Source organism: Trueperella sp. HMSC08H06 (assembly GCF_001808465.1).
Classification (GTDB): domain Bacteria; phylum Actinomycetota; class Actinomycetes; order Actinomycetales; family Actinomycetaceae; genus Trueperella; species Trueperella bernardiae.
In genome coordinates, this window is the sequence record NZ_KV793341.1 from 87,188 (window position 1) to 100,246 (window position 13,059).

Below are 13,059 nucleotides of genomic sequence, written 5' to 3' on the forward strand. Positions count from 1 at the left end.
ATCCGGGGCGATCTTCGTATATGAGGAGATCGCCCCGAAAACGTCCAGTACATTCAAATCCCTCCCAGCACCCGGACGGCCAGCACCCGGACGGATGCTGGCCTCTAGTCCTCGGCGATCGCCGCGAGCACCACCGCGAACTCCGAATCCTCACCCACGGTGCGCAACTCTTCGATCAGCTGAGACTGCAGGGAGCGCATGGGCATGGAGATCTGGAGGTCGGACCTGCCAGGGCGGCCAAGCACGGCGATGTCGCCGTGGCTAGGCCGGCTGATCGACAGCGGGCCCGAGGGCCGGTGGAGGATCGCGTACTCGATACCGGGCGTATCCGTGTGCGTGAGCTCGACGGGCACGCCCAGGCGCAGGCGCAGCCAGGCCGCGAGCATGTGCGAACCCACCCGGCCCGTGTTGCCCCCGACCTCGGCGTGCTCCACGTCCTCGTGGGGGCCTTCGTTGAGGAGCGCGGCCAGCTGGGAACGCCAGATGGTGATGCCCGCCCAGTTGATGTCAGTGTCCCCGGCCTCGCGCTTGGCGGCCAGCTCCTTGAGCGCCCCGAGCGGGTTGTCCGCCGCATTCGCGTTCGTGATACGCCGGGACGCGATCTGACCCAGGGTCCTATCCGTGGGGCAGGTGGGCGCCTCCTGCACCCACCAGGTGAAGACGGGCGCGTCGGGGAGCAGGAGCGGGGTCACGAGCGACACCCTGCTAGTGCCCGCACCGTTGAAGGGGCGAAGGATGACCACTTCCGCCGGGCCCACGTCCTCGTTGCCGAGGATCTCGGCGTCGAGGCGGGCATCGCCGTCGTCGGTGGCATCGGGCAGGACGACGATGATGCGCAGTGGGTGGGCCTCGGCCACAGCGAGGGCGGAGTCGACAACCGCGCGGACGCCGTCGTCGTCGACGACCACCGCGATGAGGTTCAAGACCTTGCCAAGCGCGTACGTGCCCTCGCCGCGCAGCTCGTTGAGGCGGCGGGCCAGGCGGGCCGACGTGGTGTGTGAAATCTTCTTCATCATTCCTCCTAGGGCCTGCGCCAGGCGTTACCGTCCTGGCCGAGCATCGCGTCCGAGCCGAGCGGCCCCCACGATCCGGGCTCGTACGTTTCGATGGGGCGATCCGTGGCATCCCAGTAGCCGGTGACCTCGTCCACGAGCTTCCAGCCGAGCTCTACCTCGGTCTGGCGGGGGAAGAGCGGCGGGTCGCCGAGCAGGACGTCGAGGATGAGGCGCTCGTAGGCCTCGGGGGCGTACTCGGTGAAGGCGTGGCCGTAGCCGAAGTCCATCGTCACGTCGCGCAGCAGCATTTGGGCGCCCGGCACTTTGGAGGCGAAGCGGAAGGTGACGCCCTCGTCGGGCTGGATGCGGATGACCAGCGTGTTCGCGCCCATACCCGCCATCTGCTCCTTGGTGAACGGCAGGAAGGGCGGGCGGCGGAACTCGAGCGCCACCTCGGTCACGCGCCGGCCGAGCCGTTTGCCGGCCCGCAGGTAGAAGGGCACGCCGGCCCAGCGGCGCGTGTCGATCCCGAGCCGGAGGGCTGCGTAGGTGTCGGTGCGCGAGTTGGCAGCCACCCCGTCTTCTTCGAGGTAGGAGCGCACGCGCTCCCCGCCCTGCCAGCCCGAGGCGTACTGGGCGAACACCGAGGACGTGTCAGGGCCGCCAATGAGGTGGGTGGCCTTGAGGACCTTCTCCTTCTCGCGGCGTAGGGCGTCCGCCTCGAACGACGTTGGCTCCTCCATCGCCACCAGCGCCAGCAGTTGGAGGAGGTGGTTTTGGATGACATCACGAGCCGCGCCCACGCCCTCGTAATAACCCGCGCGCGATCCGATCCCGATGTCCTCAGCCATGGTGATCTGGACGTGGTCCACGTGAGCGTTGTTCCAGATCGGCTCGAACAGCTCGTTGGCAAAGCGCAGGGCGAGGATGTTTTGCACCGTCTCCTTACCCAGGTAGTGGTCGATGCGGAAAATCGAAGACTCGTCAAAAACGCCGGTGACGATCCGATCCAGCTCCTGGGCGCTCGCCAGATCGCTACCAAAGGGCTTTTCGACGACGACGCGCCGCCACCCCTCCTCCTGGCTGGCCAGCCCGGCGTCCTTAAGCTCGGTGAGGACTTGGGGGAACAGCGCCGGGGGAATGGCGAGGTAGAAAGCATAGTTGCCGCCCGTGCCACGCTCCACGTTCGCCGCCTCGAGCTCGGACTTAAGCCTGGCGAAGGTTTCCGGCGAATCATAATCGCCCTGCACCACCCGGAAACCGGCCATGAGCTGACGCAGCGCCGTCTCGTCAATCCCCGTCTTCGTGCCCGCGCGGATCGCATCCTCCACCCAGGTGGCGAGGTCTGGGATGGAGGCCTTCGGGCGCGCCACCCCCACCAGCGTGAACGACGCCGGTAGCAGGTCACGATGCGACAGGTCGTAGATGGCGGGCAGGATCTTGTTCTTTGACAGGTCGCCCGTAATGCCGAAAAGCACCAATCCGCACGGGCTGGCCACCCGTAGGAGCCGGGTGTCGCCGTCGGACAGGAGCGGGTTCGTCCACTCGTGCATGTAGCACCTCCATAAAGTGAGGCAGGGTCGCCCGAGCGGGCAACCCTGCCTTCCTTACTTTACCCCTAGTTCGCGTTCATCGCGTCGGTGACCGTGTCGATGAGTTCCTCCCACGCGGTCTCGAACTTCTCCACGCCTTCCTCCTCGAGCTTGGCGGCGACGCCGGGGACGTCGATGCCAAGGAGGGTCAAATGCTTCATCGTGTTCGACGCCGCGTCCAAGTTCGGACGCACCGTGTCGGCGTCGAGCTGCGCGCCATCCTTCGTGGCCCACAGGGTCGCCTCCGGCATGGTGTTAACCACGTGGGTGGTGGCGAGCTGGTCCACGTACATGGTGGGGGAGTAGTCGGGGTTCTTCACGCCAGTCGACGCCCACAGCGGCCGCTGCAAGTTGGCGCCCTCGTCCTCCAGGTCGCGGAAGCGCTCCGACTCGAAGTGCTTGAGGAAGGCCGCATACGCGTTGCGCGCGTTCGCGATTCCTGCCTTACCGCGCATGTCGAGCGAAGACTGGCCGCCGATTTTCTCCAGGCGCGCATCGATTTCCGTATCCACGCGGGAGACGAAGAAGGAGGCGACGGAATGGATGGTCGACAGGTCCTTGCCCGCGGCGCGGGCTGCCTCGAGACCGCTCAAGTACGCGTCGATGACCTCCTCGTAGCGCTCGACTGAGAAGATGAGCGTGACATTGACCGACAGCCCCTCGGCGATCGCGTCGCGAATCGCGGGCAGGCCCGCCTTCGTTGCCGGGATCTTAATCATGACGTTCGGGCGGTCAACCTTCGCCCACAACTCCTTGGCCTGGGCGAACGTGGGGTTGGGGTTGTGGGCCAGGCGGGGGTCGACCTCGATCGAGACGCGCCCGTCATAGCCCCTGCTCGCCTCGAACGTGGGGGCGAACAGGTCGCACGCCCGCCGCACGTCGTCGGTGGTGAGCTCGGTGATGATCTCCTCGGCGGTCTTACCCGCCTCCGCGAGCCGCGCCACGTCCTCCCGGTAGGCGTCCGACCCGGAGATCGCCGCCTGGAAGATGGACGGGTTGGTGGTCACGCCCACAACGTTGTAGTTGCGGATGAGGTCCTCGAGGTTGCCCGAATCGAGCCTGGAGCGGGACAGGTCGTCGAGCCAGATGGACACGCCCAGCTCGGACAGCTTTGCAAGATTAGACACGTTGCCTCCTACTTGGCAGCGGCGATGGATTCTTTGGCGGCCTTGACCACGTTCTCCGCGGTCATGCCGTACTTCTTCATCAGCAGGTCACCCGAAGCGGACTCGCCGAAGTGGTCGATGCCGACCATGTGGCCAGCGTCACCCACGTAAGCGCGCCAGCCGAGCGTGGAACCCGCCTCGACAGACACGCGCGCCTTAACGTCCGAGGGCAGGACCGACTCGCGGTAGTCCTCCGGCTGCTCGGCGAACCACTCCAGACACGGCATCGAGACGACGCGCGCTCCGATGCCCTCCTTGGCCAGCTCCTCGCGAGCCTCGAGAGCCACGGAGACCTCCGAGCCGGTGGCGATGATAACGACGTCGACCTTCTCGGCATCCGCCAGCACGTAACCGCCCTTGAGCACGCCCTCGGCCGAGGCCACTTCGCCCTCGCCGCGCGCGGGAACCGGCAGGTTCTGGCGGGAGAGGATGAGGCCCGCCGGGCGGTCGGAGCGCTCGAGGATTCCACGCCAGGCGTAGGACGTCTCGTTCGCGTCCGCCGGGCGCACGATGTCGAGGCCCGGGATTGCACGGTAGGCCCACAGGTGCTCGATCGGCTGGTGGGTGGGGCCGTCCTCGCCCACACCCACCGAGTCGTGGGTCCAGACGAACGTCGAGGGGGTCTTCATGAGCGCGGCCAGACGTACGGCCGGGCGCATGTAATCGGCGAATACGAAGAAGGTGGCGCCGTACGGGCGGGTCAGGCCATCGAGCGCGATGCCGTTGACGATCGAGCCCATGCCGTGCTCGCGGATGCCGAAGTGCAGGTTACGCCCGTACTTGTTGCCCGGGAACATCGCCGAGGAGCGCTCCTCGGGGAAGAAGGACGGCTCGCCCTTCATGATCGTGTTGTTCGACCCCGCAAGATCAGCGGAGCCGCCCCACAGTTCGGGTAGCGTGTCCTTGATCGCGTTGAGCACCACGCCGGAGGCCGCACGGGTGGCCACGGCCTTGCCCGCCTCGAAGGTGGGGAAGGCGTCCGCGTAGCCCTTGGGTAGTTCGCGGGCGAGCACACGGTCAAGCAACTTCTTGCCCTCCGGGTTGTCCTTGGCCCACTGCTCGAACTTCGGCTCCCACGCGGCGCGAGCCTCCGCAGCTCTGGCCTTGGCCTGGGCGCGGGTGTGCTCGAGCACCTCGGGATCGATGAAGAAGGTCTTATCTGGGTCAAGGCCCAGGATCTCCTTGGTCTGGCGAATCTCCTCTTCACCAAGGGCCGAGCCGTGCGAGGCGCCGGTGCCCTGCTTGGTGGGGGCAGGCCAGGCAATGATGGTGGACAGCTTGATGATCGAGGGCTTGTCGGTGACCTTCTTGGCCTCTTCGATCGCCTCGTAGAGCGCTTCCACGTCCTCGCGGTACTCGCCCTCACCCAGCCAGCTCACGTGCTGGGTGTGCCAGCCGTAGGCCTCGTAGCGCCCGAGCACGTCCTCCGAAAAAGCGATCGACGTGTCGTCCTCAATCGAGATGCGGTTGTCATCATAAATGACGATAAGGTTGCCCAGGTTCTGGGTGCCCGCAACAGATGACGCCTCGGAGGTCACGCCCTCCTGCAGGCAGCCATCGCCGGCAATGACGTAAACGAAGTGGTCGAACACCGATTCTCCGGCCGGCGATTTCGGGTCAAACAGGCCGTGCGCGCGGCGGGAGGCCATCGCCATGCCGACCGCGGAGGCCAGACCCTGGCCAAGCGGGCCAGTGGTGATCTCCACGCCCTTGGTGTGGCCGTATTCGGGGTGACCGGGGGTGAGGGAGCCTTCGGTGCGCAGTGCCTCGAGGTCCTCCATCTCCAGTCCGTAACCGGCCAGGAAGAGCTGTACGTACTGGGTGAGCGAGGAGTGGCCGGCGGACAGGACGAAACGATCGCGGCCGAGCCAGGAATCATCTGCCGGGTCATTCTTCATGACCTTCTGGAAGAGCAGGTAGGCCGCGGGCGCCAGCGACATGGCCGTACCCGGGTGGCCGTTGCCAACATTCTGGACGGCGTCGGCAGCCAGCACGCGGCCGGTGTCAACGGCCTTCTGATCGAGGTCGCTCCATTCGAACGTCATGAAAAACTCCTTCGTTTAGGGTACGGATGAGCGGTTATAGTAAAGTCTACGCGGTCATCTCACAAAGGGAGCGTAAGACGTGGACAAACGCGCTAAAGTGCATGACGACCCTTTTGCGCGCGATATCGCCCAATTCCTCGCCCATTTAGGCGTGGAGCGCTCGCTCTCGGCAAACACCCTGGCAGCCTATCGGCGAGATATCGCGCACTATGTGGACCACCTCCGCTCGCGCGGCGTCACTAGCTTTGCCGGCGTGTCCGACGAAGACGCGGCCAGCTTCGTCGACTACCTGCGCGGCGGCGCAGCGGGCACGGTCTTCGCCACCTCCTCGGTAGCCCGCATGGTGACGGCGATCCGGCGCCTGCACCACTTTCTTTACCTCGAGGACCGCACGTCCACCGACCCCACCGTCGATCTGCGCCCGCCGAAGATCGGTCAACGCCTGCCCAAGGCGATCACGGTCGAGCAGATGGGCGCCCTCATCGAGGCCGCGTCGTTTTGGGACGGTCCGCTCGCCCTGCGCGATCGCGCCCTGGTCGAAATCCTCTACGGCACGGGCGCGCGCATCACGGAGGCGGTGGGGCTCACCGCCGACGACATCGACCTCGATTCGGCCACAATACGCCTGTTCGGCAAGGGCCGAAAGGAGCGCATCCTCCCGCTCGGCCAGTACGCGATCGATGCGCTTCAGGCCTACCTGGTGCGGGGCAGGCCCGCGCTGGCCGCGAAGGGGAGTGGGACGGCGTCGTTATTCCTCAACACCCGCGGAAAGCCGCTGACCCGGCAGCTGGCCTGGACGGCGATCCAAGCGATAGCCGAGCGCGCAGGGATCGAGGGTGTCTCCCTGCACACCTTCCGCCACTCGTTTGCCACGCACCTGCTCCAGGGCGGGGCGGACGTGCGGATCGTACAGGAGATGCTGGGGCATTCGTCGGTGACCACCACGCAGATCTACACGAAGGTCACCACGCAGACCATGCGTGAGACGTATGCCAGTTCCCACCCTCGCGCCTTGCAGGCTTAAGAAGTTACCGACATCAGGTAGATTAGTGCCGTGACTCCTGTACAGACTGATCTCCTCGACGAACTAGATCCGGACCGCGACTTCCCGCTACCCGGCGATCTGGATTCCCACGGCCCTGCCCGCATTATCGCCATGTGCAACCAGAAGGGCGGCGTGGGCAAGACGACCACCTCGATCAACCTCGCCGCGGCACTGGCCGAATATGGGCGCAAGGTGCTGATCGTGGACTTCGACCCGCAGGGGGCGGCATCGGCGGGCGTGGGCATCAACGCGATGAGCCTGGAGCGGACCTTGTACGACGAGATGCTCTCCGCCAAGCCTGATATCACGCGGATTATTCACCACACCTCTACCGAAAACCTCGACATCGTGCCTTCGAACATCGAGCTGTCGGCGGCTGAGATTCAGCTCATTAACGAGGTGGCGCGCGAGCAGTCGCTCCTTCGCGTGTTGCGCCCGGTGGTCAATGACTACGACATTATTATTGTCGACTGCCAGCCTTCCCTCGGCCTGCTCACTATCAACGCGCTGACGGCCGCTCACGGCGTGATGATCCCGCTGGAGGCGGAGTTCTTCGCCATGCGCGGCGTGGCGCTTCTTATCGACCAGATCGAGCGCGTGCAAGACCGGCTCAACCCGCAGCTGTCGATCGACGGCGTGCTGCTCACCATGGTCGACACCCGCACGCTGCACGCCCGCGAGGTTATCTCCACGATCCGCCAGCAGTTCGGGGACCGGGTGTTCGAGACCCAGATCCCGCGCACGGTCCGCTTCCCCGATGCCACGGTGGCGGCCGAGCCGATCACCAGCTACGACCCGAAGTCGAAGGGCGCCCAGGCATACCGCTGCCTTGCCCGCGAACTGATTTCCCGCGGCGGCGCCCCCTAGTGAGCGCGGGCGAGGATCTCTTCAGCTCCGATGGATTCGCAGTCGATCTCGACATCTTTTCGGGGCCCTTTGAGGTCCTCCTGTCGCTGATTTCGCGTAAGAAGCTCGACGTGACCGAGGTGGCGCTTGCCGAGGTCACGGACGAGTTCTTGGCGTTCGTGCGCGCCCAGGATGCCGACCTGTCGCAGATGTCCCAGTTCGTGGTGGTCGCGGCCACTTTGCTGGACATGAAAGCGGCGCGGTTGCTACCGCAGGAGGAGGTCGAGGAGGATGAGGACCTGGAGATTCTCAGCGCCCGGGACCTGCTCTTTGCCAAGCTCCTCCAATACAAGGCATACAAGGACGTGGCCGCGCACATGGCCGCCACCCTCGCCGTACAGTCGCTTGCCCACGGGCGCGACGTGCCGATGGAGGAGGGCTTGCGCAGTCTTCTGCCCGAGGTCGAGTTGCGGATCGGGGTGGAGGACCTGGCGTTGCTCGCGGCGCGGGTCTTCACGCGCACGCCCGACGAGGTCACGTTCGACCACCTGCACGACCCGCTCGTTCCGGTGGAGACCCAGGTGGACTACCTGCGCCAGACCCTGGTTGCGGGGGACCGGGTGTCGTTTACCGAGCTGTGCCGGCAGGCGCATTCGGTGGCAACCGTCGTCTCACGCTTCCTCGCGGTGCTTGAGATGCTGCGCGGCGGGGAGGTCGACGTCGAGCAGGACGGCCCGTTGGCCACGCTCTTCGTCACGCGTACGGCCACGCCGGTGCAGGCGGGAACGACGACGCCCGGCCCGGCTGCGGACGTAAGCGGGTCAACGGCGTCGTGGAAGAAGGAGAGTGAGGAAAGCGATGAGTGACCTTCAGCGCGGGGCCCTCGAGGCGATTTTGATGGTGGCGCCCGAGCCTGTGCCGGTGGCGAACCTGGCCGCCGCGATCGACCTGCCCGAGGCTGAGACCGAGGCCCTCCTGCACGCCATGGTCCGCCAATACGCCGATGACCAGCGCGGATTCGAGCTGCGCGAGGCGGGTGGCGGGTGGCGCTTCTACTCCCACCCGCGCTACAGCGAGATCGTGGCCGGTTTCGTCACCTCGGGCCAGTCCTCCCGATTGTCGGCCCAGGCACTTGAGACGCTGGCCGTCATCGCCTACCGCCAGCCGTGTACGCGGGCACAAATCGCTTCAATCCGTGGTGTTGAGGTAGACTCTGTTGTTCGAACTTTGGTCACCAGGGGGCTGGTCGAGCAGGTGGGAACCACGGCGGCAACGGGCGCGAGCCTGTATTCTACCACCGCGCTTTTTCTTGAGAAGATGGGCATGAACTCGCTCGACGACCTCGCCCCCTTGGCACCCTACCTTCCCGACGACGCCGACCTCGACGAGGTCGAAAAGGAGCTACGATGACGCGCACACAGGACCTGCACGACTCCAGCGGTGAGCGCCTGCAAAAGGTGCTTGCACACGCCGGCATCGGGTCGCGCCGCGCCTGCGAAGAGCTCATCACCCAGGGCAGGGTGACGGTTAACGGTTACGTCGTCCAGCAGCTCGGCATCCGCGTGCGCCCCGATGCGATCATTCACGTGGACGGCAACCGTGTGCAGCTGGACGAGACAAAGGTGACGCTCGTGTGCTACAAGGAGCGCGGCGTCGTATCCACAATGAGCGACGACCAGGGCCGGTCCACGCTTGCGGACTACATTGAAGACCGCACCGAGCGGCTCTACCACGTGGGGCGCCTCGACGCCGACACGGAGGGCATCATTCTTTTGACCAACGACGGCGAGCTCGCCCACCGCCTCACCCATCCCTCCTACGAGGTGCCGAAGACGTACGTGGCCCGCGTGGAGGGCACGGTGCCGCGCGGCCTGACCAAGGTGCTGGAGAAGGGGATCACCCTGGACGACGGCCCGGTCAAGGTTGACCGTTTTGTGTTGCGGGAGGCGGGCAAGAAGCACTCGATCGTGGAGCTGACCCTGCACTCGGGGCGCAACCACATCGTGCGCCGGATCATGGACGAGGTGGGCTTCCCGGTGATTGACCTGGTGCGCACGCAGTTCGCCAACATCACCATCGGGCGTCTCAAGCCGGGCCAGGTGCGCCAGGTGGCCGGCACCGAGCTCGGCGCGCTCATGAGCATGGTGGATCTGTGAACGACACGGTCCTGACTGCCTCGCCGGTGCTGGTGATCGGCACCGGCCTGCTCGGCACGTCGATCGCGCTACGCCTGCGGCGGGCCGGGGTGGAGGTTCACATCGAGGACGCCTCGCCGGTGGCCGCCGCCCTCGCGCGCGACCTGGGGGCCGGCACACTGGAGCCGGTGTCCGCGCCGTCGATCGTCGTCGTCGCCATTCCGCCGGACGTGACAGCCGGGGCCGTGGCGAGCGCGCTGGAACGCTTCCCGGACGCGGTGGTGACGGACGTGGCGTCGGTGAAGGACAAGATCGCCGCGGCGCTGGAGCGGCACCCCGGATTTGAGCGCTGGGTGGGCTCGCACCCGATGGCGGGCAAGGAGCGCTCGGGGGCGATCGCCGCGGACGCCGACCTGTTTGTAGGCCGCCCGTGGGTGCTCACCCCGAACGAGCGCACGTCGCAGGCGGCGGTGGGCACCATCCGCACGCTCGCGGTGGACATGGGCGCTTCCGTGTCGATGCTCAGCGCCGCCGAACACGACCACGCGGTTGCGCTCGTGTCCCACATGCCCCAGCTCATGAGTTCGCTCGTGGCCGCGGCCCTGCGCGACGCGCCCGCCGAAGCCCTCGATTTGGCCGGGCAGGGCCTGCGTGACGTCACACGCATCGCCGAATCGGACCCGCTGTTGTGGACCTCGATCATCAACGGCAACCGCACCGAGATCGCCAATGTGTTGCGCGGCATTTCGGCCCGGCTGGGCGCGCTGGTTGTCACACTCGACCGCGAATCGGGGCTGGACCGCATCTCCTCCGTGATCGCTGACGGCAACAAGGGCGTCGCCCGTATCCCAGGCAAGCACGGCGGGGCACGCACGTCCTACGCCGAGGTCATCGTCCTCATCCCGGATCAGCCGGGCATGCTCGGACGGCTGTTTGCGGAGATCGGCGAACTCGGAATTAACATTGAGGACCTGGAGATGGAGCACTCGGCACGCCAACAGGTGGGCCGGGTCATCGTCAAGGTCAACCCGCATCAGGGTCTACCCCTGGAGCGCGGCCTGGAACAGAAGGGATGGCAAGTGGTGAGAAGTGAAAGCCCCAAGCCGTTGGTAATCGCCATCGACGGGCCATCGGGCTCGGGCAAGTCCACGGTGGCCAAGCGCGTGGCCCGCGAACTCGGGCTGTCCTACCTCGACACGGGCGCGATGTACCGCGCGGCCACATGGTGGGCCATGCACGAGGGGATCGACCTCGACGACGCCGACTCCGTGCTCGCCGCCACCCAGTCTATGCCGCTGTCGATTGACCTGGACCCAGACAACCAGCGCTTCATGTGTGCCGATCATGACATCACAGCCGCTATCCGCACCTCGGAGGTGGCGAAGGTGGTCTCGAAGCTGGCGGTCAACCTCGGCGTACGAGCCGAGATGGTGCGCATGCAGCAGGCGATCATCGCCGAGGAGACCACGGCGTCCGGCCATTCGCAGGGCCGGGGGATCGTGGCCGAGGGGCGCGACATCACCACCGTCGTGGCCGCGGACGCACCCGTGCGGGTGTTGCTGACGGCGTCGGAGGAGGCGCGCCTCGCTCGTCGTGCCAAGGAAAACCTTGGGGCCGCGGACCAGGCCGCCATCGCCGCCACGCGTGACGAGGTGTTGCGCCGCGACCGCGACGACTCCACGGTCATCAACTTCACCGTGGCCGAGGACGGGGTGACCACCATCGATTCGTCAGCCCTGGGCATTGACGAGGTCGTGGCCGCCGTCATCGCACTGATCCCGGAGGGTTACCGTGACTGAGGACGTCCACTACGAGCTCATGCGCTCCACCCTAGAGGACTACCAACTCGAGGAAGACGACGCCACGCTGCTCGACCTCGACCCGCAGTTGGCGCCAGCCGAGCCCGCGCCGACGAACCCGGTGCTCGCCATCGTCGGCCGACCGAACGTGGGCAAGTCAACCCTGGTCAACCGTGTGGTGGGCCGCAGGGTCGCTGTCGTGCAAGACACCCCCGGGGTGACGCGCGACCGGGTGTACTACGACGCCGAATGGAACGGGCGCGCCTTTACGGTGGTCGACACCGGCGGGTGGGAGATCGACGTGACCGGCATCGACCGCTCGGTGGCCGACCAGTCCGAGATCGCGATCCGGGAGGCCGATGCCGTCATGCTGGTCGTCGACGCGAACGTGGGAGTGACCGACGACGACGAGCGGATCGTCGAACTCATCCGCCGCTCCGGCAAGCCCACCGTGCTCGCCGCAAACAAGGTCGATTCGCCCGCGCAAGAGGCGGACGTGGCCTACCTGTGGTCGCTCGGGCTGGGGGAGCCGTTCCCGGTCTCGGCCCTGCACGGGCGCGGATCGGGGGAGCTGCTGGACGAGGCGATGCGCGTCCTGCCGAAGGTGTCGGGCGTGCGCCGGGAGCGGCCGGGCAAGGGGCCGCGCAGCGTGGCACTGGTGGGCAAGCCGAACGTCGGCAAGTCCTCCCTGCTCAACCAGCTGGCGGGGGAGAACCGCGTGGTGGTCGACGACCTGGCGGGCACCACGCGCGACCCTGTGGACGAGATCGTGGAGCTCGACGGACGTACCTGGACCTTCGTGGACACCGCGGGCATTCGGCGTCGTGTGCACATGCAGTCCGGGGCCGACTACTACGCTTCGCTCCGCACGCAGCGCGCGATCGACAAGGCCGAACTCGCGCTCATGCTTATCGACGCCTCGCAGGAGCTGACCGAGCAGGATGTGCGCATCATGCAGCAGGTGATCGACGCCGGGCGCGCCATGGTGCTCGTGTGCAACAAGTGGGACCTGGTGGACGACGACCGGCGGGCCCAGCTTGACCGCGACATCGAGCGCGAGCTTGTGCAGATGCCGTGGGTGGAGCGCATCAACATCTCCGCCAAGACGGGCTGGCATACGAACCGGCTGACACGCGCGATGGTGAAGGCGCTCGATTCGTGGGACAAGCGCGTTACCACCTCCAAGCTTAATTCGACGCTCGGGGAGCTGGTGGCCGCGAACCCGCACCCCGTCCGGGGCGGACGCCAACCGCGCATCCTGTTCGCCACCCAGGTGGCGGCCCAGCCGCCACGCTTCGTGCTCTTCACCACGGGATTCCTCGACCATGGCTACCGGCGCTTCATCGAACGCCGCCTGCGCGAGACCTTCGATTTCCTCGGTTCGCCCGTGGAGATTTCGGTGCGGGTGCGCGAGCGGCGCCAGCGGAAGTAGCCTG

At 66.5% G+C, this 13,059-nt stretch carries 11 protein-coding genes; 7 read left to right on the forward strand and 4 right to left on the reverse strand.

The annotated features are described in order from the left end of the window. Nucleotides 1-104: 104 nt before the first annotated feature. The 4 genes from HMPREF3174_RS01035 to tkt all read right to left on the reverse strand — a co-directional run bounded on the left by HMPREF3174_RS01035 (nucleotide 105) and on the right by tkt (nucleotide 5,798). Entirely contained in the window at nucleotides 105-1,016 is a 912-nt protein-coding gene (locus HMPREF3174_RS01035) for a glucose-6-phosphate dehydrogenase assembly protein OpcA (protein WP_062612509.1), read from the reverse strand. Between the two features lie 5 nt (nucleotides 1,017-1,021). Beyond that, the gene (zwf, locus tag HMPREF3174_RS01040) at nucleotides 1,022-2,548 is read right to left on the reverse strand and encodes a glucose-6-phosphate dehydrogenase (RefSeq protein ID WP_070447441.1); all 1,527 of its coding nucleotides are present in this window, start codon (nucleotides 2,546-2,548) and stop codon (nucleotides 1,022-1,024) included. Nucleotides 2,549-2,613: 65 nt separating this feature from the next. Further along, nucleotides 2,614-3,714, reverse strand: coding sequence for a transaldolase (tal, locus tag HMPREF3174_RS01045; protein WP_148132138.1), 1,101 nt, complete (start codon nucleotides 3,712-3,714; stop codon nucleotides 2,614-2,616). 8 nt (nucleotides 3,715-3,722) lie between these two features. After that, entirely contained in the window at nucleotides 3,723-5,798 is a 2,076-nt protein-coding gene (gene tkt / locus HMPREF3174_RS01050) for a transketolase (protein ID WP_070447444.1), read from the reverse strand. A 97-nt stretch (nucleotides 5,799-5,895) separates the two neighbouring features. Here tkt and HMPREF3174_RS01055 point away from each other — a divergent pair, with 97 nt between their 5' ends. Genes HMPREF3174_RS01055 through der form a run of 7 tightly spaced genes read left to right on the forward strand, consistent with a single transcriptional unit; the run spans nucleotide 5,896 to nucleotide 13,055 of the window. Further along, nucleotides 5,896-6,822, forward strand: a complete 927-nt coding sequence (locus tag HMPREF3174_RS01055) for a site-specific tyrosine recombinase XerD (protein WP_083297638.1) — start codon at nucleotides 5,896-5,898, stop codon at nucleotides 6,820-6,822. 30 nt (nucleotides 6,823-6,852) lie between these two features. After that, the gene (locus HMPREF3174_RS01060; RefSeq protein WP_070445176.1) at nucleotides 6,853-7,710 is read left to right on the forward strand and encodes a ParA family protein; all 858 of its coding nucleotides are present in this window, start codon (nucleotides 6,853-6,855) and stop codon (nucleotides 7,708-7,710) included. Continuing rightward, a complete protein-coding gene (locus HMPREF3174_RS01065) occupies nucleotides 7,710-8,555 on the forward strand; it encodes a segregation and condensation protein A (RefSeq protein ID WP_070445173.1) in 846 nt (281 codons plus the stop codon). Before HMPREF3174_RS01060 ends, HMPREF3174_RS01065 begins: the two co-directional genes overlap by 1 nt. Further along, nucleotides 8,548-9,099, forward strand: a complete 552-nt coding sequence (scpB, locus tag HMPREF3174_RS01070) for an SMC-Scp complex subunit ScpB (protein ID WP_062612497.1) — start codon at nucleotides 8,548-8,550, stop codon at nucleotides 9,097-9,099. Before HMPREF3174_RS01065 ends, scpB begins: the two co-directional genes overlap by 8 nt. Continuing rightward, on the forward strand, nucleotides 9,096-9,845 hold the full coding sequence (locus HMPREF3174_RS01075) for a pseudouridine synthase (protein WP_062612495.1): 750 nt from the start codon (nucleotides 9,096-9,098) through the stop codon (nucleotides 9,843-9,845). The genes scpB and HMPREF3174_RS01075 overlap by 4 nt, the downstream gene beginning before the upstream one ends. Beyond that, the gene (locus tag HMPREF3174_RS09630; RefSeq protein ID WP_068538296.1) at nucleotides 9,842-11,623 is read left to right on the forward strand and encodes a prephenate dehydrogenase; all 1,782 of its coding nucleotides are present in this window, start codon (nucleotides 9,842-9,844) and stop codon (nucleotides 11,621-11,623) included. The genes HMPREF3174_RS01075 and HMPREF3174_RS09630 overlap by 4 nt, the downstream gene beginning before the upstream one ends. A gap of 19 nt (nucleotides 11,624-11,642) precedes the next feature. Next, nucleotides 11,643-13,055 carry a ribosome biogenesis GTPase Der gene (gene der, locus HMPREF3174_RS01085; RefSeq protein ID WP_070447566.1) on the forward strand — a complete coding sequence of 471 codons (1,413 nt, stop codon included), beginning with the start codon at nucleotides 11,643-11,645 and terminating at the stop codon, nucleotides 13,053-13,055. Nucleotides 13,056-13,059: the final 4 nt, after the last annotated feature.

Coding starts and splice junctions, on each gene's coding strand:
- HMPREF3174_RS01035 (WP_062612509.1), bottom strand. CDS start 1,016: ATGATGAAGAAGATTTCACACACCACGTCGGCCCGCCTGGCCCGCCGC.
- zwf (WP_070447441.1), bottom strand. CDS start 2,548: ATGCACGAGTGGACGAACCCGCTCCTGTCCGACGGCGACACCCGGCTC.
- tkt (WP_070447444.1), bottom strand. CDS start 5,798: ATGACGTTCGAATGGAGCGACCTCGATCAGAAGGCCGTTGACACCGGC.
- scpB (WP_062612497.1), top strand. CDS start 8,548: ATGAGTGACCTTCAGCGCGGGGCCCTCGAGGCGATTTTGATGGTGGCG.
- HMPREF3174_RS01075 (WP_062612495.1), top strand. CDS start 9,096: ATGACGCGCACACAGGACCTGCACGACTCCAGCGGTGAGCGCCTGCAA.
- der (WP_070447566.1), top strand. CDS start 11,643: ATGCGCTCCACCCTAGAGGACTACCAACTCGAGGAAGACGACGCCACG.